This window comes from Acetobacter nitrogenifigens DSM 23921 = NBRC 105050, from assembly GCF_000429165.1.
Classification (GTDB): Bacteria; Pseudomonadota; Alphaproteobacteria; order Acetobacterales; family Acetobacteraceae; genus Acetobacter; species Acetobacter nitrogenifigens.
Genome location: NZ_KE386853.1, coordinates 13694 through 36723 on the forward strand (window position 1 = coordinate 13694; position 23030 = coordinate 36723).

23 protein-coding genes and 2 pseudogenes are annotated in these 23030 nt (G+C 59.9%); 10 read left to right on the top strand and 15 right to left on the bottom strand.

Features of this window, described 5'->3' with window-relative positions; all coding sequences use genetic code 11:
* From G442_RS26400 to G442_RS0119010, 3 genes and pseudogenes are all read left to right on the top strand, one after another.
* Positions 1 to 177 (top strand): annotated as a pseudogene (locus tag G442_RS26400) (IS5/IS1182 family transposase); the annotation flags it as partial.
* A 237-nt stretch (positions 178 to 414) separates the two neighbouring features.
* Entirely contained in the window at positions 415 to 708 is a 294-nt protein-coding gene (locus G442_RS0119005) for a hypothetical protein (RefSeq protein WP_026399208.1), read from the top strand.
* 162 nt (positions 709 to 870) lie between these two features.
* Positions 871 to 1125: a hypothetical protein gene (locus G442_RS0119010; protein ID WP_146882314.1), complete on the top strand. Its 255-nt coding sequence runs from the start codon at positions 871 to 873 to the stop codon at positions 1123 to 1125.
* Positions 1126 to 1170: 45 nt separating this feature from the next.
* On the opposite strand, the gene G442_RS0119015 is transcribed toward G442_RS0119010, so the two are convergent.
* Positions 1171 to 1359 (bottom strand): hypothetical protein, encoded by a 189-nt coding sequence (locus G442_RS0119015; protein ID WP_026399210.1) that lies wholly within the window; start codon positions 1357 to 1359, stop codon positions 1171 to 1173.
* 121 nt (positions 1360 to 1480) lie between these two features.
* On the opposite strand from G442_RS0119015, the pseudogene G442_RS26495 reads away from it, so the two are divergent.
* Both G442_RS26495 and G442_RS26500 read left to right on the top strand, forming a co-directional pair.
* A pseudogene (locus tag G442_RS26495) lies at positions 1481 to 3211 on the top strand (glycoside hydrolase family 99-like domain-containing protein); the annotation flags it as partial.
* A gap of 18 nt (positions 3212 to 3229) precedes the next feature.
* Entirely contained in the window at positions 3230 to 4324 is a 1095-nt protein-coding gene (locus G442_RS26500; protein ID WP_340139966.1) for a glycosyltransferase, read from the top strand.
* A gap of 308 nt (positions 4325 to 4632) precedes the next feature.
* Here G442_RS26500 and G442_RS0119030 read toward each other — a convergent pair whose 3' ends face one another.
* From G442_RS0119030 to G442_RS0119065, 8 genes are all read right to left on the bottom strand, one after another.
* On the bottom strand, positions 4633 to 4944 hold the full coding sequence (locus G442_RS0119030; RefSeq protein ID WP_146882318.1) for a hypothetical protein: 312 nt from the start codon (positions 4942 to 4944) through the stop codon (positions 4633 to 4635).
* Positions 4941 to 5669 (bottom strand): c-type cytochrome biogenesis protein CcmI, encoded by a 729-nt coding sequence (gene ccmI / locus G442_RS0119035; protein ID WP_026399212.1) that lies wholly within the window; start codon positions 5667 to 5669, stop codon positions 4941 to 4943. The genes G442_RS0119030 and ccmI overlap by 4 nt, the downstream gene beginning before the upstream one ends.
* A 66-nt stretch (positions 5670 to 5735) precedes the next feature.
* Positions 5736 to 6215: a cytochrome c-type biogenesis protein gene (locus tag G442_RS0119040; protein WP_026399213.1), complete on the bottom strand. Its 480-nt coding sequence runs from the start codon at positions 6213 to 6215 to the stop codon at positions 5736 to 5738.
* Complete coding sequence (locus G442_RS0119045) at positions 6212 to 6784, bottom strand: redoxin domain-containing protein (RefSeq protein ID WP_026399214.1); 573 nt, start codon at positions 6782 to 6784, stop codon at positions 6212 to 6214. The genes G442_RS0119040 and G442_RS0119045 overlap by 4 nt, the downstream gene beginning before the upstream one ends.
* Complete coding sequence (locus G442_RS0119050) at positions 6781 to 8760, bottom strand: heme lyase CcmF/NrfE family subunit (protein ID WP_026399215.1); 1980 nt, start codon at positions 8758 to 8760, stop codon at positions 6781 to 6783. The genes G442_RS0119045 and G442_RS0119050 overlap by 4 nt, the downstream gene beginning before the upstream one ends.
* Positions 8761 to 8836: 76 nt before the next feature.
* The gene (gene ccmE, locus G442_RS0119055; protein ID WP_026399216.1) at positions 8837 to 9355 is read right to left on the bottom strand and encodes a cytochrome c maturation protein CcmE; all 519 of its coding nucleotides are present in this window, start codon (positions 9353 to 9355) and stop codon (positions 8837 to 8839) included.
* A complete protein-coding gene (locus G442_RS23555; RefSeq protein ID WP_035376954.1) occupies positions 9352 to 9537 on the bottom strand; it encodes a hypothetical protein in 186 nt (61 codons plus the stop codon). The genes ccmE and G442_RS23555 overlap by 4 nt, the downstream gene beginning before the upstream one ends.
* Entirely contained in the window at positions 9534 to 10346 is an 813-nt protein-coding gene (locus tag G442_RS0119065) for a heme ABC transporter permease (protein WP_026399217.1), read from the bottom strand. Before G442_RS0119065 ends, G442_RS23555 begins: the two co-directional genes overlap by 4 nt.
* 190 nt (positions 10347 to 10536) lie before the next feature.
* Here G442_RS0119065 and G442_RS0119070 point away from each other — a divergent pair, with 190 nt between their 5' ends.
* A complete protein-coding gene (locus G442_RS0119070; RefSeq protein WP_026399218.1) occupies positions 10537 to 10830 on the top strand; it encodes a YciI family protein in 294 nt (97 codons plus the stop codon).
* Positions 10827 to 11279, top strand: a complete 453-nt coding sequence (locus tag G442_RS0119075; protein ID WP_035376955.1) for an EVE domain-containing protein — start codon at positions 10827 to 10829, stop codon at positions 11277 to 11279. Before G442_RS0119070 ends, G442_RS0119075 begins: the two co-directional genes overlap by 4 nt.
* A gap of 171 nt (positions 11280 to 11450) precedes the next feature.
* Here the strand turns inward: G442_RS0119075 and G442_RS0119080 are convergent, their stop codons facing one another.
* Positions 11451 to 12464, bottom strand: coding sequence for an ion channel (locus G442_RS0119080; protein WP_026399220.1), 1014 nt, complete (start codon positions 12462 to 12464; stop codon positions 11451 to 11453).
* Positions 12465 to 12737: 273 nt separating this feature from the next.
* Between G442_RS0119080 and guaD the strand changes: the two genes are divergently transcribed.
* Positions 12738 to 14075: a guanine deaminase gene (guaD, locus tag G442_RS0119085; protein WP_026399221.1), complete on the top strand. Its 1338-nt coding sequence runs from the start codon at positions 12738 to 12740 to the stop codon at positions 14073 to 14075.
* Between the two features lie 182 nt (positions 14076 to 14257).
* On the top strand, positions 14258 to 15949 hold the full coding sequence (locus G442_RS0119090; protein WP_246789555.1) for a hypothetical protein: 1692 nt from the start codon (positions 14258 to 14260) through the stop codon (positions 15947 to 15949).
* Positions 15950 to 16113: 164 nt separating this feature from the next.
* Here G442_RS0119090 and G442_RS23560 read toward each other — a convergent pair whose 3' ends face one another.
* The 3 genes from G442_RS23560 to G442_RS0119110 all read right to left on the bottom strand — a co-directional run bounded on the left by G442_RS23560 (position 16114) and on the right by G442_RS0119110 (position 20059).
* On the bottom strand, positions 16114 to 17511 hold the full coding sequence (locus tag G442_RS23560; protein WP_051292564.1) for a purine-cytosine permease family protein: 1398 nt from the start codon (positions 17509 to 17511) through the stop codon (positions 16114 to 16116).
* A gap of 531 nt (positions 17512 to 18042) precedes the next feature.
* Complete coding sequence (lexA, locus tag G442_RS0119105) at positions 18043 to 18753, bottom strand: transcriptional repressor LexA (protein WP_026399224.1); 711 nt, start codon at positions 18751 to 18753, stop codon at positions 18043 to 18045.
* A gap of 100 nt (positions 18754 to 18853) precedes the next feature.
* Complete coding sequence (locus G442_RS0119110) at positions 18854 to 20059, bottom strand: molybdopterin molybdotransferase MoeA (protein ID WP_026399225.1); 1206 nt, start codon at positions 20057 to 20059, stop codon at positions 18854 to 18856.
* Between the two features lie 163 nt (positions 20060 to 20222).
* Here G442_RS0119110 and rpmG point away from each other — a divergent pair, with 163 nt between their 5' ends.
* Entirely contained in the window at positions 20223 to 20390 is a 168-nt protein-coding gene (gene rpmG / locus G442_RS0119115) for a 50S ribosomal protein L33 (protein WP_026399226.1), read from the top strand.
* Between the two features lie 465 nt (positions 20391 to 20855).
* On the opposite strand, the gene G442_RS0119125 is transcribed toward rpmG, so the two are convergent.
* Both G442_RS0119125 and eno read right to left on the bottom strand, forming a co-directional pair.
* Positions 20856 to 21185, bottom strand: coding sequence for an FtsB family cell division protein (locus G442_RS0119125; RefSeq protein WP_026399227.1), 330 nt, complete (start codon positions 21183 to 21185; stop codon positions 20856 to 20858).
* Positions 21186 to 21515: 330 nt separating this feature from the next.
* The gene (gene eno / locus G442_RS0119130; RefSeq protein WP_026399228.1) at positions 21516 to 22793 is read right to left on the bottom strand and encodes a phosphopyruvate hydratase; all 1278 of its coding nucleotides are present in this window, start codon (positions 22791 to 22793) and stop codon (positions 21516 to 21518) included.
* Positions 22794 to 23030 lie beyond the last annotated feature (237 nt).

The window sequence follows — 23030 nt, forward strand, 5'->3', positions numbered from 1 at the left end:
CGGAAATCAAAGCCGCCTTACGACTGGCGCCTGTATAAAAAACGCCATCTGATCGAAAACATGTTCGCAAAGCTGAAAGACTGGCGACCTGTTGCAACCAGATACGACCGCAGCGCTCATACTTTAATGTCCGCAATCCATATCGCAGTAACCTCCCTATTCTATATCAAAGTATGAGCCCTAATCCTAATAGCTGTTGCTTGCTGGGACTTCTGAATTACCGCTTGCGGAAAGAGTGCGACTCTCTCGAAGGTCCTAAATGAAAGCGAGTGGAGCCTTTCTGCTGAGTATACAGTTGCTCGTGTACCCCAATAGGCGCACGTTGGCGGTTAAGTCGTCAGCCCTGCTCTCATCGTGTGGTACTGCTGCGGTAGGGGTGTGGCTACCGGCGTAAGAAGCATGTAACGTAACGCAATGAATACGCATCCGAACTGTCGATTCGAGCGCGCAGTTGAAGACGTCGCCATCATCGTACCAAATGGTATCTCGACCGTCACGGCTGTGATCGTTGCTAATCTGCGGCGTTTCGGCCCCGACGATAAATCAGTTAGGGGGACGTTCTCGGTGCGCCCCGCAGATGTCATTACGTTTTACCCCGGCGGAGGTAGGCTGATGCGAAATGGTAGAACCACTATCGCGGTGGACGTCGCCGAGGTGAGCGTAGAGCCTTCAATCACCAGCGCGTGCTTCTATCGCCTCAATCCCTAACAACCCATCATCATCACGACTCATTATTACGAAATTTGTAAAAAATTAGCGATTGCCAATTTAATGAATAGCATCTGAAATAAACGATCTTCTAATAAATCTTGGAAATTTCAATTCCAAAATAAAATATTATCATCTCGCAAATTGTTTTGTGAAAGTGTAATGACTATGCAAAAGGCACACGTATCTGAGGCCGAAAAGAGCCTAATGGCCGATATTGGCATTGAATACGCAGAAAATATCAAAAAAAAATCGCTGCCACTTGACGCTGCCGCCTCCGAGTTGGCGGACAGGATATCCAGCTTTATTTCGATTTCCGTGACGGAAGGCGGATTATCCATGGCTGACGCAAAAGCATGTGCCGCAGCTGCGCTGGAGGCTGGAGTTTCTGTGCTTGCTCGAGAAATCGTTAAATAGATTTTGAGACGTTGCTGCTAAAGGTATACGAAAGCGATGCCTCGTTCACTGCGTGCTGTCGTGCGGCTTAAGTCTGCGCAACACGCATTGCAACACCCCCAGCCAACTTTCGGTCATCTCTAACTCTTCTTGTTCAACATAAATACCAACGTATTTGAGCGCGATCTCCTTCGCGCCTTCTCCAAATAGGCGGATCAATTCGTCGGCTGCAAGTGAAGGGTCTGGGATTGTCACGGCACCAAAATTCGTCTCTGCGTAATTTGTTTTAGGATGTCATAACAGCTACTGCAAATTGGTTTCTGTATCAACGTAGTGCAGAAAATTAGCCAATGAAAACAATAGATACTGCTTCTGGTTCAATGGCGAGCGACTTCTTGAGTCGCCGCTTGAGATGCTATTGGCCAATCCGGATATTGATCTTCCATTTTGCTTGATGTGGGCGAACGAAAACTGGAGCCGGAGATGGGATGGGTCGGATGACGACATTCTTATCGCGCAGGACTTCCACGCCGACGACGAGGCGGATCTCATAGCGTGCTTTGTTCGGCATTTCAGAGATACTCGCTATATCCATATCGGAAGCCGTCCGCTTTTGATGCTTTACCGGCCCGGCGTCGTGCCAGATTCTGTTGCAACCATAGCGCGCTGGCGTCGGCTGTTCGTGGAGGCGTGTGGCGCTGATCCCATATTTGTCATGAGTCAGTCCTTCGGCGACAATGATCCGCGCAAATTTGGAATGGATGGCGCCATAGAGTTTCCGCCGCACAAGGTCGTTGGCGGCCTCTCAACGATTAATTCAGAAATTCGATTTCTTGACACAGATTTTACAGGACAGATTTACGATTACGAGCAGGTCGTGGATAACGCGCTGTCCATGCCGAGCCCTGACTTTCCGCTCATTCGTACAGCAGCGCCGTCATGGGACAACGACGCGCGACGACAGGGCGCCGGTCTCGTATTGCATGGTTCGACGCCCGCGCTTTACGAACGTTGGCTATCTGGCCTCATCGAGCAAGCGCGTCAGACGCCATTCCACGGGGAGGCGCTGATTTGCGTCAACGCGTGGAACGAATGGGCAGAGGGCGCCTATCTCGAACCTGACCAGCATTTCGGGTCGGCATTTCTTAACGCGACAGGTCGCGCAGTGACCGGCGCGTTCGGGGCAGCGGCGGGCGCGCGGATTCTACTCGTTGGGCACGACGCTTTTCCGTCTGGCGCGCAAATGCTGCTTCTCGCCATCGGTCGGTTTCTTAAGAAAAATCACGGCGTCAAAGTGCAGTTTCTACTGCTCGGGCCAGGTGGATTGCTTCCGCAATATCGGGAGGTGGCGGAGGTCGAACTGGTCGCGGCTGACCATCCCGATCTCGCTGAACGTCTCGCCGCGATCCGTGCGAAAGGATATGACAACGCCATAATCAACACCTGTGCGGCGTCCGTGATGGGGAAGGCGTTGGCGACTGCAGGGATCGAGTTCATTCAACTTGTTCACGAAATGCCTGCGTTTCTGAATAACCGACATCTGAACGGGACTCTGTCAGAAGCGGCAAGTCTAGCGCGGCGAACAGTGTTTCCGGTAGAGAGTGTTGCGCGACAGGTGACGGCGACGTTGCCGCAAGCCCCGAAGGCGACGGAGATTCTGCCTCAGGGACTATACAGCTCCGTCGCTTTTCGTCGACAGGCACGGGAGACAGTTCGAGCGCGTCTGGGTGTTGGCCCGGAGGATCGATTGATTGTCGCAGCGGGATACGCCGATCTACGCAAAGGTTTTGATCTGTTCCTGCAGCTCTGGCGTAATACCGACGGGACGCGGAGAGATCAAACTCGGACGCATCTGCTGTGGTTGGGCGCCATTGACGCGCAGTGCCGCGACTGGATGGAGTCGGAAATTGATCATGCGCGGGAGAGCGGCCGGTTTCATCTTCCAGGTCACGTGGCTGACGTGCAGGACTATCTTTCTGCAGCTGACGTCTTCGCGTTGACGTCGCGCGAAGATCCGCTGCCCTCGGTTGTGATGGAGGCTCTGGCCTGCGGCTTGCGTTGCGTTGTTTTCGAAGATTCAGGCGGCGCGCCGGAACTTATGAAACAGGTGGCGACGCGTCTGGGAATGCCGGATATCGTCGCCACGGCGCCGATGGGCGACGTCGTGCGGATGGCGCGGCACGCTACAAGGATGGCCAACTCTGCACTGGCGGATGGTCTGCGCGCGCGCGGCAGGATGTGTAAAAAGGTAGAAAATTTCTTTCCATTCGATCGTTATGTCGAACGTCTGCTTCATCTTGTCGTCCCATCGCGCCGCCGGATTTCGGTCGTCGTGCTTTCGTATAATTACGCCCGCTATCTGGCTGGTCGTCTGGCGACGATTTTCGCCCAGCATTATCCCATCTTCGAAATCATTGTTCTGGACGACGCCTCGACGGACGACAGCGTCACCGTGGCACAGGCGACTGCAGAGGAATGGGACAGGAATATTCGTGTAGTCGTCAACAGACGTGGATCGGGTTCGGTGTTTGCCCAGTGGCGTCGCGCGGCGGCGGAAGCGCGAGGAGACTGGGTATGGATCGCTGAAGCCGATGATCTGGCCGAGCCGGATTTCCTGGGACGCTTATGCGCAGCGCTCGACGCGGCGCCAGAGGGCGTGATGGCGTTTTCCGACAGCCGCGCAATCGACTCCGACGGAGTGCAGATTTTCGAATCCTACAAGCCATACTGCGCCTCGGTCGCTGGCGATGTTCTTGATCGAGATGGCGTGCATATGGGAGCGACGTTCGTTGCTGAGTATCTGAGTGAACGCAATCTTATCCTCAATGCATCGTCCGTGCTGTTTCGACGTGACGCGCTGCAGGACGCCTTGTCGCGATGCGGGGAACTCGAGACATTCGAAGCGGCGGGAGATTGGCGCCTTTACATCGAACTTCTGAAGGCGCCGGGCGTACAGGTCGCATATGTGGCGGAGCCGCTTAACGCCCACAGGCGTCACGAAAAATCGGTTACAGGAAAAATGCCCTCCGATAAACAGTTAGACGAAATTACACGGATTCATCATCTGGTTGGTCGAATGGCGATTGACGTTGAAGGGATCGGTGAAAGGCAGAGACTATACAGAGAAGAGTTGATGGAGCGCTTCGGGCTGACGGAGACGCGCGCCTTGTCGTCGAGACGGAAGAACACCAGGAGCCGGGCCAATCGCGTCAAAGTGTGATTTGCTGGGGCGTTGAACGCTGCGTTTTTGACGGGGAGCAGGGATTTTGAGTCACGCAAGATCGTGATGTTCGTGGTGCGGTTACTGTTTCAGGCAACCGATTTCGATCGAAAGCTGCCCAAAACAGCGGTCATTCGGAATTTTATTTGATAACACAGAAGGTTTTCTTCTTCCGCCCATGCGTTAGTGGGGCGTGGTCGTTAAAAGGTTTACCCGCTGAGTTTGATTTGCGATTAATATTGTCTCACCAGACTTTGGTGAAGCGCGTCTGCCCGGGCAACTGGTTCTAGCTGACTGGAAATGCCTGTTTAGTCGCTTTTTTTCCTTGGGAGCCATCGATCCCCATACCGGTTCTGCGCAAGAACGAAACCAAGAATCGCTCCGACGGCGAGCGCTACGCCGCCAATCAGGAGATCCCCGCGCACAGCAATCACAAGAAGCCCCCCGACGCCCAAACCTGCGCCGGTTCCGATCAGAGCCTCCTTTGGCGTCGCGCCGAAATGCTTCTGGGCGCCGCAATGTGGGCAAACTTCCGCCGTGCGCCGCATCTTTCCTCGACACACCGGACAGAGCTGCAGACCGCTCATCTCCGGCTCGCGCATTGGCAAAGGAACGTTCACGGTTGTTCCTGATCGTGCTCGCCCTGGGCGATACGTTGTTCGATGGATTCGCGCCAGGGCGCGTCCTTCGGGGCGGCGTCCAGCGCGCGGCGATAAAGAGCAAGGCTGTCGGCGCTGATGTGGCCGTCCGCCATTGTCTGCTCTTCGGCGACTTCGGCAGCCAGTTCAGGCGCAAACCCGAGATCAAGCGCATGGCGCCATGCTTCTGCGGCTGCTGCGCTGCGTCCGCGCGCAGCTTCAGCTTGTCCGAGCAGGAGGTAGCCCTGACGAAGCGTTGGGTCAGTCGGAGACATCTTGGCCAGAGCCACGCGCAGTTGGTCGATCGCTGCGTCGCCTTTGGCGTCGCGCGCCTTGATCTGTGCAAGACGGGGCTTCAATGGCTGGGCCGGCATTGTTGGATGCCCACCCGTCAGGTACAAACCGATGGCGACGAACGGGATCAGTCCAAGCGCCACGATGGCCCGCGCCCGCGCAGATTTTTCCGAAATGTCCGACCGGGCGCGATCGGCCGCAAGGATGCGCCGCTGGATTTCGAGTTTCGCAATCGTGTGCTCAGCCGGAGCGATCATGCCGATCGACAGGTCGCGCTCAAGCTCGGTCAACTGGGCTTCATGCAGGGCCAAAGCCGCGCTGCGTTCATCCTGAGCACGTCCCCGGAGCCAAAAAGCGGTCGCCGCCGGAAGCAGGGCGAAAAGACTGAGACAGCCAATGCCGATCCAGATCATGCCGCGTTTCCGCCATTTGTATTGCTGGCGGCAGTCAATGCCGATCCATCGAATTTAGGAGTCATCTCAACGCTCACGGGACAATTCTTCGAGACGCGCGCGTTCTTCGTCCGTCAACGGCGCGGCCTGTGGCTTTTTACGAAAAATCACGACGGCGCCGACAATCCCGGCGAGCAACGCCAGCGCGGGCATCCCCCAGAGAAGAAGCGTAGCCACGGTGACAGGCGGGCTGAGGCGGATGAAATCGCCATAGCGCGAGACCATCCAGGCGATGACCTGCTGCTGACTTTCGCCCTTCGCGACATGCTCGCGCACAACCTTTCGCAGATCGCGCGCAAGACCGGCGCTGCTGTCTTCGATCGATTCATTTTGACAGACGAGGCAGCGAAGCTGCGATCCGATGGCCTCCGCCCTCGCTTCCTGTTTTGGATCGGGGAGCATTTCTGACGGATCGTCCACCGCCGACGCTAAAACCGGCGCGAGGAACAGCATCGCAGCGAGTGCGACGGATGCATGTCGGCCTCTCTGGAACACGAGGCGCCTCATCGTTTCGCCTGCCCAAGCGCTGCGTCGAGGGCGTTCTGCACCTCGTCATTGTTCAGGCCCGCCGCGCCATGCCAGACGATCTTCCCGCCCGGAGCGATCAGGAAACTTTCCGGCACACCGGACACGCCCCAGTCGATGGCCACGCGGCCCTCGAAATCACTGCCGATCCGCGCATAAGGGTTTCCGGCGTGGCGCAGGAAACCTGCGGCGTTGTCTGGCTTGTCCTTGTAGGCGATGCCCCAGATCGGAAGCCTGTCACGCAGCTTCAGCAGTTGTGGCATTTCCGCGATGCACGGAATGCACCATGAGGCGAAGAAGTTGATCAGGACTGGAGCCGTGATCGCCTGAAGGTCGTGGCTCGAAAAACCGACGCCCGGCGTCTGGTCCGTTACTGTGAAGTCGGGGACAGGGCGGCCTGCCGATGGCGCGTTGATGTCATGCGGGTTGAACGACCCCTTCTGCATTCCCGATAGCATGCTCCAGAACGCTGCTCCGACGACGCCAGCGCCTGCCAGAGGCAGCGCCATCATCACCCGGCGTCGGCCGAGCGAAGGACCCTCGGCGCTCATTCCGCGGCCACCGTGTTGGGCACGGGCGCGCGTCGCGGCGCCCCGACGCGCATGCGCCGATCCGAAAGAGAGAGCGCGCCGCCGAACGCCATGATCAATGCGCCAAGCCACATCCATGGCGCCAGCGGGTTGTAATGCAGACGCAGCACATAAGTTGGATGCGCGTCGTCGCCATGTTTGTCGCCGATCACGCCATACAGGTCCGAGAAGCCGTTGGTGTGGATAGACACCTCGGTCGTGGTCTGGTTCTGCGCATTGAAGCTACGCTTCGACGGATGCATCACCGTCACCAGATGTCCGTTGTGACGGACTTCTATCGTGCCAACCAGCGCGGTGTAATTCGGGCCGGGTTCCGTCTTCACGTTGGCCAGCGTCCAGTCATACCCGGCGAGGCTTTCGGTCTGACCGACCGGCACCTCGACGATCTTGTGCTGCGCCTGAGACATGGCGGCGAGGCCCAGTGCGCTGACGCCAACGCCCGCATGGGCCAGCGCAGCGCCAAAAGCGGCGCGCGGCAGAAAGCGGGCGCGGTTGAAGCTCTGTCCCAGCGGAATGCGGAACAGCGCGACGCGGTTAGCGATATCGGTCGCGCTGGTGGCGATGACCCACACGGCGCCTGTGGCGCACAAGATTGGCAGTACGCCCGACAGGCTCCACGTGGCGACTGCGAACGCCAGCAGCGTCGCGAGCGCGGCGATCCACAGGCGGCGCAGGACCGGCCACATCTGCGCACGCTTCCACGGAAGCATCGGCCCGAACCCCATAAAAGCGAACAGCGGAATGGCCAGAGGAATCGTCGCCGCGTCGAAGAACGGTTTGCCGACCGAAATCGTCTTGCCGAACAGCAGGGACATGAACGGCGGATACATCGTGCCCGTCAGAACCACGGCGCAGATCGAACAGAGCAGGATATTGTTCAGCACCAGCAGCCCCTCTCGCGACACCGGCGAAAACAGGCCGCCAGCCGTCAGGGACGGCGCGCGCCAGGCAAAAAGCGCCAACGATCCGCCAATGACCAGGCCGAGCAGCCCGAGGATGAAGATGCCGCGCGCGGGATCGTTGGCGAAGGCGTGAACCGAATTCAGGATGCCGGAGCGGACAAGGAAAGTTCCCGAAAGCGAGAACGAAAACGTCGCGATGGCCAGAAGGACGGTCCAGATTTTCAGCGCCTCGCGCTTTTCCACAACGATCGCCGAATGCATCAGCGCCGTTCCTGACAGCCACGGGATGAGGGACGCATTCTCCACCGGATCCCAGAACCAGTAACCGCCCCAGCCAAGGACGTAATAGGACCACCAAGACCCCAGGGCGATGCCGCAGGTCAGGAACGCCCAGGCCGCGACCGCCCAAGGACGGACCCAACGCCCCCAGGCTGCGTCGACGCGACCTTCGATCAGCGCGGCGATGGCGAAGGCGAACGGCACAGCGAAGCCGACATAGCCCGTGTAGAGAATGGGCGGGTGGAACGCGAGGCCAGGGTCCTGCAGCAGCGGGTTCATGCCCTGCCCATCGAGAGGAGCAGGCCAGACGCGGTCGAACGGATCGGATGTGGTGAGGCAGAAAAGCTCAAACCCCGCCGCGACGCCGCCGAGCACGGCGAGCACGCGCGCGCGCAGAGCCGCCGGAAGATTGCGCCCGAAAGCGGCGACCGCCGCGCCACACAGTCCGAGAATCAGCGCCCACAGAAGGATCGAGCCTTCATGATTTCCCCAGACGCCGGTGATTTTATAGAGCAACGGCTTCGTGACAGCGCTGTTCTCCAGAATGTTGGCGACGGAGAAATCGTCGCTGATCGCGGCGTCGATCAGGCAAAGGAACGAAGCGCCGAGCGCAATGACCTGACCGAGCGCGAGACCGGGAGCCATCGTCATCAGCCTCCGGTCGCGGCGCTGCGCGCCTATCAGCGGCAGGATGGTCTGTGCGAAGGCGAAGGCGCAGGCGAGCGCAAGGGCGAAATGGCCGAGTTCGGGGCTCACGCAACGTTCCTATTATCTTGAATCGGTGCGCTTCGGGGAGCGCGCGGCATAAGGCCGCAGAAGAAAGTCGCCACGATCAACTGCCGCGAGAAGACGTCTTCGCGTCTTTGGCTGTCATGGCGTTCCAGCTCGCAGCATTTGGCGGCGGGCCGAATTTGGGGTCCCATTTGCCGGACTTCTGCAGCTCTTCAGCCACTTCCTTGGGCATATAGGTTTCGTCATGCTTGGCGAGAACCTCCGAGGCGGCGAAACCGCCGCCAGGCGTCATCGACCCGACAGCCACGACGCTCTGCCCCTCCCGGAACAGGTCGGGGAGGATGCCTTCGAACTGCACCGTCACGGCGGCCTGTCCGTCGGTCACTTCGAAGCTGTTTACCGGCGTTTCGCCATGCCGTTCCCGATGCACCGATCCGGCGACAACCATCCCGCCGAGGCGAATGGTGCGGTCGGCGGGGGGCACCTTCGCGGCGACCTGCGACGGCGTCATGAAGAACACGATGTTAGAGGAGAACGCCGAGAGCGTTAGTCCGGCGGCGGCTCCAAGCCCAGCAACGCAGGCGATGACCAGCCAGAGTCTGCGTGTCTTGCGTTTCATGCGCTGACTCCGGCGCGACCTGTCTCTGTCTGACCGTCCACGGGCTGCCGCCCGCGTGCGGCTTCAAGCGTGGCAAGGCGCGCACGGTCGCGACGCAGGCGCAGCGCAGCGCCGATCGACAGATAAAGCGCTAGCGCGCCAGCCAGCCCATAAGCAGCCAGAATGTATGGAAGATGCGTCATACGGCCAACTCCTGCGCGCCAGATTCAGCAAGAGTGGCGTTAACCGACGTTCCGCGGCGCGGACTGGTGAGCAGACTACGGATGCGATGCTCCATCACTCCTGCCCGCAGGCGGGCGACGACGATGGCGGCGAACCCCAATGTGAATCCCAGCGTCGAGACGAGCAGGGGCCAGAGCATGGCGTGCGACATTGTGGGGGCGCCGGTCAGGGTGATGCTGTCGGGCTGATGCAGAGTGTTCCACCATTGCACGCTGAACTTGATGATCGGCAGATCCACGGCGCCGGCGAGCGCCAGAATCGCCGCCGCGCGATAGCCTCGTTGCGGATCGTCGAAAGCGCGGATCAGCGCGATATGGCCGAGATAGAGGAAGAACAGCACCAACACGGAGGTCAGGCGCGCGTCCCACACCCACCATGTGCCCCACATGGGCTTGCCCCAGAGCGAACCTGTGGCGAGGCATGTCGCTGTCACGCAGGCTCCGACCGGGCCGATTTCCACCGCAGCCAGATCGGCCAGCGGATGCCGCCATACCAGTGAGAGCACGGCGCACACGGCGAGCGCGGCGTAACCTGAGGACGCCAGCCACGCGCACGGCACATGCACATACATGATACGTACCGAATCGCCCTGCTGCCAGTCGGCGGGCGAGAAGAACAGGCCCCAACCGAGGCCGCAAAGGGTCAGCACGATCGCAGGCCATGTGAGCCATGGCTGCAGCGCGGCCCCAAGTTTCAGAAAACGCCCGGGATTGGCGTAGCGGTGAAACAGGGCGCCGGCGCGATCCATGAATGTCGGGGAAGCGTTCAAGATCTGTCTGTGTCCTGATCGAAGAGACGGCGTCCGGTTACGTCGTCGCGTCTACATGGGATCGCGCCAGGGCGCGGAAAAGGCTCCACCGCAAATGGCGGGGCGCACGTTCCTACACTATCATGACGGCGTTGACACGGGCCACTCGACTCATGGGTGGCTCTTCTCTTGCACACGACCGGAGCCAGCCATGCTTTTCACCATTGTCTGCACCGATAAACCCGGAGCATTCGAAACACGGTCAGCAACCCGTGAGAGCCATCTTGCGTATCTGCAGACCTATGTCGATCGCATTCAATTCGCCGGTCCGCTGTTCAATCATGACGGACGGGCCTGCGGCAGCCTGCTGATCGTCGATGTAGAGGACCGCGCCGCAGCCGAAGGATTCGCTGCGAGCGACCCGTATGCGAAGGTCGACCTGTTCGAAAGCGTCGTCATTCGCCCCACGCGCGCGGTGTTCCGCGACGGGGCCCTCGCGGAATGAGCAGGGAGCCCGACGCGTTGGCGCGTCAGTACTGGCTGGTGAAGTCGGAGCCCGACGCATTTTCATGGGATGAGCAGGTCGCCAACGATGTCGAGCCATGGACCGGCGTGCGTAATCATCAGGCGAAGAAAAACCTCGCGGCGATGAAGAAGGGCGATCTGGCCTTCTTCTACCACTCGAATGAAGGGCGGGAGATCGTCGGCGTCGTGGAAATCGCACGGGAGGCCTATCCAGATCCTTCCGCAGAGGCTGGGCCATGGGTCTGCGTCGATGTGAAGACCGTTGGGCCGATGCCGCGGGCGGTAACGCTTGCGGAAATGAAAGCGGACGAGGCTCTGTCTGATCTGGCGCTGATCAGGCAGTCGCGCCTATCGGTCGTCCCTGTATCGCATGAACATTGGACGCATATCTGCGCGCTGGGAGGGTGGAAAGGCGTTGTTTCACGTTGACGTGAGGTACGTCGATATTACGAAAATACGCCTCTGTCAGCCATCAAGCTGTCTGAAAGCAAGCGTTGATCATGGCCAGCTGCGGGCGGCCGCTGCTCCGAAACTCTGCAAGGTGCGTCTCTTCTCCTCTGGATGAGCGGTTCGCTCCGCAATCGAGGAGGATTGTCGCGTTCATTCGGGGGTGGGGGCGTGCGCCTCAGTGTCGTGAAAGCGCGAAAAATCCACGGCGATGCGTCCTGTCGGATTGCTGTGGATCATGTCCACGAAGCGATGATTGATGAGGATCTGATCGATTCTGTAGGCGGTGCGGGCGAAAACGGCCTGGCCTGTCGCTTCGTCCGTGCCGGTTACGGTGACTATGATCTCGGCTTCGTCCTCCGCCAGTGCGGCGAGCCTGTGTCGGGTCAGGGGGCTGTCCGGGGCGATGACATGCGCGATGACGAACGCGAAGCGCAGCACAGGAACATGCGCCTGCACCAGTTGCAGGGGATGAAACTCCCGCACCAGGTGTCCGTCCGGGGTTTGCCTGAGCAGCGATAGCGCGATCTCCGCATCCATGGAGTGAATCATGCTTCGGCGCTGGTTGGCGACCCGTATGCAGAGCGCCGACACCTGATTTTCATCCGAGATGACGGCTTTCCTGCCGAACATGAGCCGCGCGCGGGGACGCGCGAAACGGGCGAACACCAGACCCGTCGCCAGAGCGTTCACCATCATGCCGACCAGCACTTCGACGGAAACTATGGCGTTCGCCATAGGGCCGACCGGCGCCATGACGCCGTAGCCGACCGTGGAAAGCGTCTGTACGCTGAAGAAAAACAGATCCAGCAGACTCAGTGGATGCGGAGACGAGATCTGCGAGACTGCAAGCTCGTAGAGCGCAGCGAAGATCAGATTGGCGGCGAGGTATCCGCACAGGCTGCTGAACAGGAACTGCGGCCAGCTTGCGGTCAGCGCGTGGTGGTAGACGTCCGACCAGAACGAATCCTTCAGACCGATCCGCAAGACGTCGTCATGCCCTTTCTCCTCAAGGGCGTGCGCACGGAAGCGCCGTGCGGCTTCCTGGGACGTGATCCCGCGCCGTGGCTGCTTTTTGTGGGGTTTGACGTGGATGGTCCCGGTCCCGTCTGTCTCACCCTTCGCGGCCAGATAGGGTCGGTTCAATCGTCGCCACAATTTTTTCATGCGCTTGCCTTCGCCTGCGCGCTGTCCTCCACGGGAGAGCCCCTGCGCAGTTCGCATTAAGCCGAGGCTTGGCGCGCGCGACCACGCGGCTTTCTGCATGGATGCCCGGCGCACACGTTGTCGACATAGCAACGAGCAGCGACATTCATAATAGGTTGCAGCAACCGCGCTGCAGACGGCGGCTCATTTGTTAAGAGACGCGATCTGAGGGCGAAACGCGAAAGCCTTGCGTCGCGAGACCTTAACGCAACGATTGAAAGAAGAGGCCTGATTGTGACGTCATCCGTATCCTGCGCCGCCATACGAGGGCGCGCCGTTACCTTCCGCGCCAACCCGTTCGAGGTTCCGCCTTCGGAAAGCCTCCTGGTCGAAGACGACGCGTTGATCGTCATGAAAGATGGGCGGATATCGGCATTCGGTCCTTACGACGCGACGAGGGTGGTCCTCCCCGAAGGAGTGGTCCCCGTTCATTACAAGGACTGTCTCATCTCGGCGGGCTTCATCGACACGCATGTTCACTACCCGCAGTTGCCAGTCATAGCAGCCTGGGGCGAGCAACTGCTGGAGTGGCTGGAGAGCTACGTGTTTCCGGCCGAAGCAGCCTTCGCTGACGAGGCTGTGGCCCGTGACACGGCGAAACGCTTTCTGGCCGAACTGATGCGATGCGGCACGACTACGGCGGCCGTCTATTGCACCTCCCATCCCCAGTCGGTCGACGCATTCTTCGAGGCGGCGGAGCGGCTCGGGGCGCGGATGATCGCCGGAAAGGTGTTGATGGACCGCAACGCGCCGGACGCGCTTCGTGACACTGTTCAGCGGGGATACGACGAATCGTCGGCGTTGATCGATCGTTGGCATGGCAAGAGCCGGCAGCTTTACGCCGTCACGCCGCGCTTCGCCATCACCAGCACGCCGGAGCAGCTTGAGGCGGCGGGCGATCTGCTCCGTCGCGATGCAAGTCTCTTCATGCAGACCCACCTTGCGGAGAACCTGAACGAGGTGGAGACGGTCCGGCGCCTTTTCCCGGACCGGCGTTCTTACCTCGATGTTTATGATCACGCGGGGCTTGTGCGGCCGCGAAGCGTGTTCGGTCACGCCATTCATGTGGACGAGGCGGAGTTGTGTCGTTGCCACGAAACCGGAGCGGCGCTTTCCCATTGCCCGTCGTCGAATCTCTTTCTGGGCAGCGGCGCTTTTCGTCTTTTCGATGCTCTGGATTCAAAAAGGCCAGTCAGGGTCGGTCTGGGATCTGACGTAGGCGCGGGAACGTCTCTTTCCCAACTGCGAACGATGGGAGAAGCTTATAAAGTCGCGCAGATGACAGGCCGGCGTCTGCACGTTGCGCAAGCGTTGTGGCTGGCGACCGCCGGCGCGGCGCGATCCCTGGAGCTAGATGACCGTATTGGCGTGATCGCGCCGGGCATGGAGGCGGACCTGTGCGTGCTTGATCCGCAGGCTACGCCGCTGTTGCAATACCGCGCTTCGCGTTGCGAAAGTATTGAAGACCTGTTGTTCGCTCTGACCATCCTCGGTGACGACCGTTGCATTCGCGCCACATGGGTTGGAGGAGCGTGTGTGCACCATCTGGAGCGTGACGGTGGCGAGTCCTGACGATCCTTTTGAAAACAAAAGATTTTAACAAACTTTGTCATATATTTGTCATATTACTGTCATGGAACCTTATTTAGACTTGATCTCGCCCCGGCTCCTAAGAACCGCATCGGTCTTGCCAATTACAGGAATCCCCGATGCCGGAGCCGTTATTTTTTGCAAAGCGCAAAAGCGTTTTGCTTTTGAGCAGCGCGCTCGTACTGACGCAGTTTGGTCTTGGTCGCGATGCGCATGCTCAGGCGGCGTCACAGATCGACGTCATGGAAAAGCAAATTCGTCTTCTTCAGGTGCAGCTGAAGGAAATGAAGGTGCAGCAGGCTCACCGTGACCACGAAGTTGCGGAGGCGCGAGAGAACGCGAAGCAGGCCCGCATGGCCGCCGAAAGCAATCCGTACGCCATGCGTCGCGCTTATATCAATAGCAATGGCGCGCCGGGTCTGGACACTCCGCCGCCCTATATGACAGCGGAAACGCCTTACAGCACGGCTTATGGCCGGGTGTCCGGCGTTCCTTCCGGCCATGGAATTGCGAAAGCTCCTGTGTTCCACAAGGGTCAGTTTAATATCGGCCCCGTGACGATCACACTCGGCGGCTTCCTGGAATCTGCAGGCATTTTCCGTACAAGAAACGAGACTGCGGACATCAGCTCCAATTTCGGCGCCATCCCGTGGGGCAACTCGCCCAACGCGCACATCAACGAGTATCATCAGACAGAGCGTCAGAGTCGTTTCGCGGCCCTGGTGGCGGCCAACGTTTCGAAGGACGTCCGGGTTTCAGCCTATACGGAACTTGACTTCCAGGGTGCAGGGTCTGCTTCCAACTCCCGCCAGAGCAACAGTTACGTGCTTCGTTCGCGTCTGTTCTATGGTGCGGTGGAAGATACTGCTGATGATTTTTACATCAGTGGTGGCCAGATGTGGTCTCTTGCAACCATGTTCAAGCATGGCATGGGCTTGCGAGACGAACAGATTCCGCTGGTCATCGACGCGCAATACATTCCTGGCTTCACGTGGCTGCGTAACACCGGAGTCCGCGCCGTCAAAGGCTTCGATCACGGCAAGTACCACATTGGCGTGGAAATCGCGAACCCGCAGGCGGTCATCAACGCAGGCAGCGGCGGGACGTATGTTCCCAAAGGCGCCACGAGCGTCACCGACAACAACTCCGGCGGGCAGGTCAATAATTCCGACACTACCTATTCAACGGATGTCGCGCCCGACTTTGTCATCAAGGGAACCGCAGATCCAAAATTCGGCCATTTCGAAGCGTTCGGTCTTGGCCGCTTCCTGCATGATCGCGTGAGCTATCTAGGCAGAGGCGATAGCCACACGAAATTTGCTGGCGGCGGCGGCGGCGGAATGGTCATTCCGATCATCAAGAACAAGTTCGACTTCCAGGCGTCAGGTCTGGCCGGGGTCGGAATTGGTCGTTACGGAACTTCGAATCTGCCCGATTATACTTTGAACTCTCGGGGCGCGCCTGTTCCGCTTCCTGAAGCGCAGGTTCTGGTGGGGCTGATCGGGCATCCGACCAAGTCGCTGGATCTGTATGCCTACGGAGGCATGGAGCAGATTCTGAACCGCAGCTCGTTCAATGCAGGCGGCAAATCCTACGGCTACGGAAATCCGAACTACAACGTAACCGGTTGCGATACCGAAGGCGCAGCTTCGGGTCTCTGTCAGGCGAGCATCAAGCGTGTTGCGCAGGGTACGGTCGGGTTCTGGTGGCGTTACCTGAAGGGTGATTATGGCACGGTGCAGCTTGGCGCCCAGTACTCCTACACGAACGTCGCGGCGTTCCGTGGAGTGGGTGGCACGCCGCACACCGACGACAACATGATCTTCTTCTCGATGCGTTACCTGCCTTTCCAATAAGGAACGCACGGGCGGTTGAACTGCGGCCCACAGGACGTCGCAGCTCAACCGGATCAGGCTTTGAAACTTGTTTCGTAAGAAGGGCGCATGACTTCGCGATCATGCGCCCATCTTTTTATTCCCGAGGGAGTCTTGATTTTGTGGCTTCCGCAGTGCGGCTGAGGTCACACGTTGCGGCGCGTGCGCCGGGCGCCGCCGAGCGTCGATAGAGCCCAGTAAATGGCGCCAGGAACGACAATTCCGGCAATCCAGGATATGTCGACGCCGCCAAGCGACCGAGCGGCGGCGCCGGTGTAAAGCGCGTTCGAGACAAAAGGTATTTGCGCAAATATTCCAAGACCGTAGCAAACGACTGCGGGACCGTTCACCAGCCCATAAATCCCGCCATCCTCCTTGAAAAGGGATGGAATATCGTAGTCGCCGTGGCGGACGAGATAATAGTCGACCAGATTTATGGCGGTCCACGGGGAAAGAACGGCCAGAAGAAGCTCTATAAAATCATTGATGATATCGAGAATGTCACCGCGGAGCGAGATAGTCGTCGCGACTGATGCGGCAAGCAGAATGGCTGAGCACACGGCCCGGCTGCGGTGGGTCGGGCGCCAATTCGGCCGAAATGTGTGTACGAACGTCATCATCGACAAGGCTGCGCAGTAAATCTGCATTGTGCAGCATATAAGTGTTGAAATGACGATGACGGTCAGCAACGCAAGCGACAGGGCGGATGAAATGCTATTCAACTCGTCGTAGAAGGACGCGGAAGCTGCGGTGCTGCCAATATAGGCGCCAATCAGCGTTGGTCCGGCTGTTCCCAGAGTGCTACCGGTCAGGCACGACCAGAAGGCGGTTTTCTCCCCTGTATGGGCGGGTAAATAGCGAGAGTAATCTGACACGTAGGGCGCATAGGCGATCTGCCACAACACGCCGATCGAAAGCGCGGCGACGAAATCGCGAAGCGTCGGCATGGCGAGAAGCGGTTTAACCGGCGCGGCGTGCAGGCCAAAGGCGTAATAAGCGGCAAGCAAAATGAAGCTGGTGGCCGCTACATAGGTGTATCCGATGGTGAAACGCTCGATCAGCGCGTGTCCTACGGCACAGAGAATGAAGATTACCAACGCCGAGAGGATGACGGGCCATTGCTGGCCTGACAGGCCCAGAGCCAGATTGGTCTGGTCTCGGCCGATCGCCAGTATGGTCGCCGTGAAACCGACATACATAAGAATAACCACAGCGACGATCAGCAACGCGCCCCAAGCGCCAAACTGACCGCGGGTTTGCTGCATCTGCGGAACCCCGAGATGCGGCCCCTGAGCCGCGTGAAGAGCCATGAACACGCCGCCGACGCCGTTGCCCGCCAGAATCGCGACAGCCGCCCAAAGAAGGGAGAGATGCAGGACCTTGCAGTAGATCATGCCTGTCATGATCGCGAGAATGTTCTGGTTGGCGCCCACCCACATCAGGCACAGGCTGCGTGCGTCGCCGTGCCGTTTGTCCGCAGGCACAGGAAAGATCGTTTCTGATTCGATGAGCGTCGTGGCCACTTCTTGCGGGATCGTGCTCATCGGCGAACGACCTCACTTTTTGGAGCGTCGGCAAAGTGGGGCGGCGCGAGAATATTCAACGTCGCCCTCGGGCGGACCGAGCCGCTGCGAATATATGTTGATGTGGTGCTGAGTATGGTTGGGGTCGACCGGAGGGCGCCTGGAGCGGTCCCTGCGAGAGACGGGAAGCCCGACTCATTGACGGCTTTTGGCTGCGGCAGGCCATGGGTGACGACGTAATTCGGCATGTTGTATAGACTTCCCGACGCAACCGCTGAACCGCGAGAAAGCCACGTGGCGATTACTGTCTGAAGGCTGACATTTTCGTAACGAGCGCGCAAGATTTCGCTGCCGAGACAACTGTTCGTCACCGCCGACATCGGTATGATCGTGGCACAGATCAGGATGACGCAGTCTATACAAGATCGCGCCAGTGCCCGATGGCTCTCGGAGGGCCTTTCAACGAGAACTGTCTTCTGACGGGCAGGCCTCTAGCTGTGCTGCGCGGTAGCCCTCGACCGCTCCATCGATCTTGCGTCAGTCAGAGGGGCACTAGTTGTAGTTACGGAGCAACCCGACAAGACGCCCCTGAATGCGCAGACGTTCGGCGGGAACGATCCGCGTCTCGTAAGCAGGATTCGCTGCTTCCAGCGCGATTGCGGCGCCGCGTTTGCGCAGACGCTTCAACGTCACCTCGGCCTCATCGATCAGGGCGACGACAATCTGTCCGGTCTCGGCCGTATCCGCCTTTCGGATGATCACGGTATCTCCATCGAGAATCCCGGCTTCGATCATCGAATCGCCTGCCACTTCGAGCGCGTAATGCTCCCCCTGACCCAGCAGCGCCAGCGGCACGGCGACGTGCGTTCCGTTGTCGCGCAGGGCTTCGATGGGCAGACCTGCCGCAATACGACCGTAGAGCGGCAGATTGAGCGATCCGGCTTCGTCCGCCGTACGCACCACTCCTGCAAGTCGGTGGGAAAAATCACCCTTGATAACGTTGAGAGCGTGCGGGGAGGGGGCGCCTCCAAGCTGTTCGGACTCGCCTACCGCCGGCAGACGAAGGATTTCCAGCGCACGGGCGCGGTTGTGCCGCCGTTGCAGAAAGCCGCGCTCTTCCAGTGCGGAGATCAGGCGGTGCACGCCTGACTTGGATTTAAGGCCAAGCGCCTCTTTCATCTCGTCGAAAGACGGCGAGAAACCCGTATGCTTAAGGTGCGAATCGATGAAGAGCAGCAATTCGTGCTGCTTGCGGGTCAACATCAATCCATCTCCTCTCGCGGAATACGTTCGCGAATGTCCGGTCTTTGTTCTACATAAGTTCCTGTTTCCGGTCAATAACCGGGCGCCAAATCAGGCGGCTTCAGTCCGACATTCTTCCAAACCGGATGATGTCGCAGACCTCCCCCCTGTTTGCGGCCGGAGCATGAGCAGGGCGAAGCACAAGAGCGTCGCACGCCGCCAGGGGCGCAAGCATCCCCGAATCCTGTTTCGCGAACGGGGTCGCCCATAAAACACCCTCTTCATCGCGCGAAAGTGTGGCGCGGAGATGGTCGAAACGGCTGTCGTTGGCGTCAAGATCAATCGCCAGCCGTGCCTTGTGCGGCAGTTCTTCGATCACGCTCTGCCCCGACATGGAGCGCAAGGCAGGAAGGGCGAACACGACACTGCACACAAAAGCCGCAACGGGATTGCCTGGCAGACCGATGACAGGCGTCCCGCGCAGGCGTCCGAACATCAGCGGTTTGCCCGGGCGCATGGCGATCTTCCAGAAATCGACATTCAGGCCCGATTGCCCCAGCGCATCCTTGACCAGATCATAGGCGCCGACGCTGGCGCCGCCTACGGTCAGGACGAGGTCATGGGACTCGAGTCCCTGCGTCGCGCGTCGGATGTCCTCGACGGTGTCCCGAGCGGGCGGAATCATGACCGGCTCGGCTCCCGCTTCTCGAAGCAGGGCGGCGAGCATCGGCGCGACCGAGCCGATGATCCCACCCGGCGGGACTGGCTCCCCCGGCAGCGCAATTTCATCGCCGGTGCTGACGATGGCCACGCGAGGCCTGCGTCGGACGGTCACCCACGGCACGTTGGCCGCCGCCGCCACGCCGACATCCCGCGCAGTCATCCTGCGTCCGGCCGGAACCACGACCTGTCCTTTGGCGAAATCCTGTCCTTGAGGTCTTATGAATGCGCCGGAACGGGGTTCCGCGTTGACTGTTATGGAGTTCTCCTCCCTGGACACGTTCTCCTGTATCAGCACCGCGTCCGCGCCGGAGGGGATCACGCTGCCTGTAAACAGGCGAACGCACTCGCCCGGACCGACCTTTGTGGACGTCGGATGGCCGGCAGGCGCTTCCGCTACAACGCGAAGAACGGAGCCGGCAAGGGCGTCGGCGGCCCGAACGGCGTAACCATCCATCGCGGAGACGTCGGCGGGTGGATTCGACATGCGCGCGATCACGTGCGTCGCCGTGACTCGGCCAGATGCGTCAGCTATGGAAACAGTCTCCAGACCGAGCAGAGGAAGGGACGACAGGACGCGCGCACGCGCTTCTGAAAGCTCGATCATGACGTTTGCGGCCTTTTTTCACGTTCCAAAGGGGCGCAGGACGCATGAAAGCTTGACCTTCTGGCCCCAGATGAGCAATTTGCGCCGACTTTGAACCACAGCCGCGATCAGGGGTGCAAATCCAGACCTGCGGCGAACACTCGACCCCCTGAGGATTAGACCCATGGCGAAGACCAACGTTATTCAGATCCGGCTCGTCTCCACGGCCGACACCGGGTATTTCTACGTGACCCGCAAGAACGCGCGCGCGCAGACGGGCAAGCTCGAACTGAAGAAGTACGACCCCGTTGCGCGCAAGCACGTCGTGTTCCGCGAAGCGAAGATCAAATAAGGCTGGTTTAGCCGCCTTTCTAAAGCCGTCTCTCCCTCGGAGAGGCGGCTTTTTTTATGCCGTTCGTCTTTCCTGCCGTTCTTCGGCGCTCGCTGGACAGCCGCGATCCGCGCGCGGAGGAACCGTTCCTGAGCACGCGTTCCAGCTCGGTAAAGGGGATGGGGGAACGAAAGCCCACCGGTGGCGCGTGCAGAGGGAAAGCGGCCTGACCCGCCTAAAGTCTGTCTCGTCTAAGCATGACCCCGTCTGAGTCTGGCGCCTGAGCCCGGTGCAACGCTGTTACGTACCCGGGCGCACGGTTTTGGAGAACGAGGGCCAGCCTGTCTTTCGCGATACGGTCCATATGTAATGGGCCGTTGGGGTGCGGGCGTCCGGAGAGAGCGCCGTCCAAGATCGAACATTCGGAAACGGGCGTCAGTGATGGAAAGCAGGGATAGAGGGTCGAGAACCAGTGATCAGACCAGCTTAGAAAAGCTGGTCATGCCGGTCGTAAGGAACGACGATATCGTTGGGATGCGCCAGATTGAGCATGGCGCGCGAACGCTCGTCCAGCGTGTCGGCGTTCAGGGCGCCTTCGCTCAGGCCCGCAACGCGCCGTCGCCATGCGGCCTGCTCCTGCGTGGCGTCTTTCTGGGACTGCCTGGCGTCGTCCAGCAGGCGCAACTGGTCATGATAGGAATGTAGGCCATGAGCGCCCTGCGTCGCCTGCCAACCGAAATAACCAGCGAGCGCGAGGAACAGGGCAGGGGGCACGACTGCGTTCAGCGTGCGTCTGATAAACCTGCCAGCCTGCATGCGCTTCACTTCCTTCCCGGCAAAATCGCCCGTATCTGAATTCAGAGTGTGACGCATCGCTCCAGTCGCGCCAACACTCAAAACAGAGCATTCGCCGACGTTGCCCGATTACGAGACGCCATAGTGGTTTAATCAAGCGTTTACGCGGGGATGAAGTCGATCATGAAGAACGTGAGGATCGACGTATCAGGCGTTTTTTCTCTCTCAGTGACCAATCCGCAACAGATTGCGAGTTGTCGGTTGCACAGAAAGGCGCGCCACTTTCAGCCCGAGGCGCCTTGAGGCCGGGCGTTTCAGCCCGATCTCAAGGCGTGAGAGGCTTTTAAAGTCTCAGCTCTTCAGAATCGTGCGGCCAGCATAGGACGCCGCTGTCGCCAGTTCCTGCTCAATACGGATGAGCTGGTTGTATTTCGCCGTACGGTCGGAGCGGGAGAGCGAGCCCGTCTTGATCTGGCCGCAGTTGGTGGCGACTGCGAGGTCGGCGATCGTGGCGTCTTCGGTTTCGCCCGAACGATGACTCATGACGCTGGTGTAGCCCGCGCGGTGCGCCATCTCCACGGCGGCCAGCGTCTCCGTCAGAGTGCCGATCTGGTTCACTTTCACCAGCAGCGCGTTGCCGAGGCCGGCTTCGATGCCACGACGCAGGCGGTCAGGGTTCGTCACGAACAGATCGTCGCCGACCAGTTGCACCTTTTCGCCAAGGGCGGCGGTGAGCAACGCCCAGCCTTCCCAGTCGTCTTCGGCCAGGCCGTCTTCGATGGAGACGATGGGGTAACGGCTGACAAGGGATTCGAGGTAGGCGACCGCGCCGCCCGCGTCGAGGGTCTTGCCCTCTCCCTCCATGACGTATTTGCCGTCCTTGAAATACTCGGTCGCGGCGCAGTCGAGGGCGAAGGTGACGTCTTCACCAGGACGGTAGCCTGCGGCTTCAACGGCGCGCGTAATGTAGGCCAACGCTTCATCAGCCGAACGAAGGTTCGGGGCGAACCCGCCTTCGTCGCCGACATTGGTGCCGTGTCCGGCTGCGGAGAGCGCCTTCTTGAGCTGCGCGAAGATCTCCGAGCCCCACCGGATCGCGTCCGCCACGGTCGGCGCGCCGACCGGCTGGATCATGAATTCCTGAATGTCGATCGGATTGTCGGCGTGCTGACCGCCATTGATGATGTTCATCATCGGAACGGGCAGCGTGTGTGCGAACGGGCCGCCGATATAGCGATAGAGCGGAATTTCCAGCTCGTTCGCGGAGGCGCGCGCGACGGCGAGGGAGACGCCGAGAATCGCGTTGGCGCCAAGGCGGCCCTTGTTTGGCGTGCCGTCGAGGTCGATCATCGCGTTGTCGATGTCGATCTGGTCCTGCGACTCAGCGCCCTGCAGGGTCGGGAAAATCTCGGTCTCGACGTTCTCGCAGGCCTTGAGCACGCCTTTGCCGCCGTAGCGCGACTTGTCGCCGTCGCGAAGTTCGACGGCTTCGTGCGCGCCTGTGGAGGCGCCCGAAGGAACTGCGGCGCGACCAGTGGCGCCAGAGGCCAGCTCGACTTCGACTTCTACTGTGGGATTGCCTCGGCTATCGAGAATTTCCCGGGCGATGATATCGACGATGGCGCTCATGGATTGACTCCGGCGTTGGTTTTCGTTCGGCCGCGCCGCCCCGTTCGAACGGCGACCAGACGATCCGCTAGAGCACGCCCAATGGGCGTGTTGTCAACAGGCGATCGGCGCCGTTGGAACCGGGCCGAAGAGGCGTTCGGACGCGTCGTGGACGAAGCGTCTGCGTGCAGGCGTCAGTCGATGCGGCCGCCGGAAAGAATGGACGAAGGCTTTGATGTGGCAGGGCGCGGCGATGAT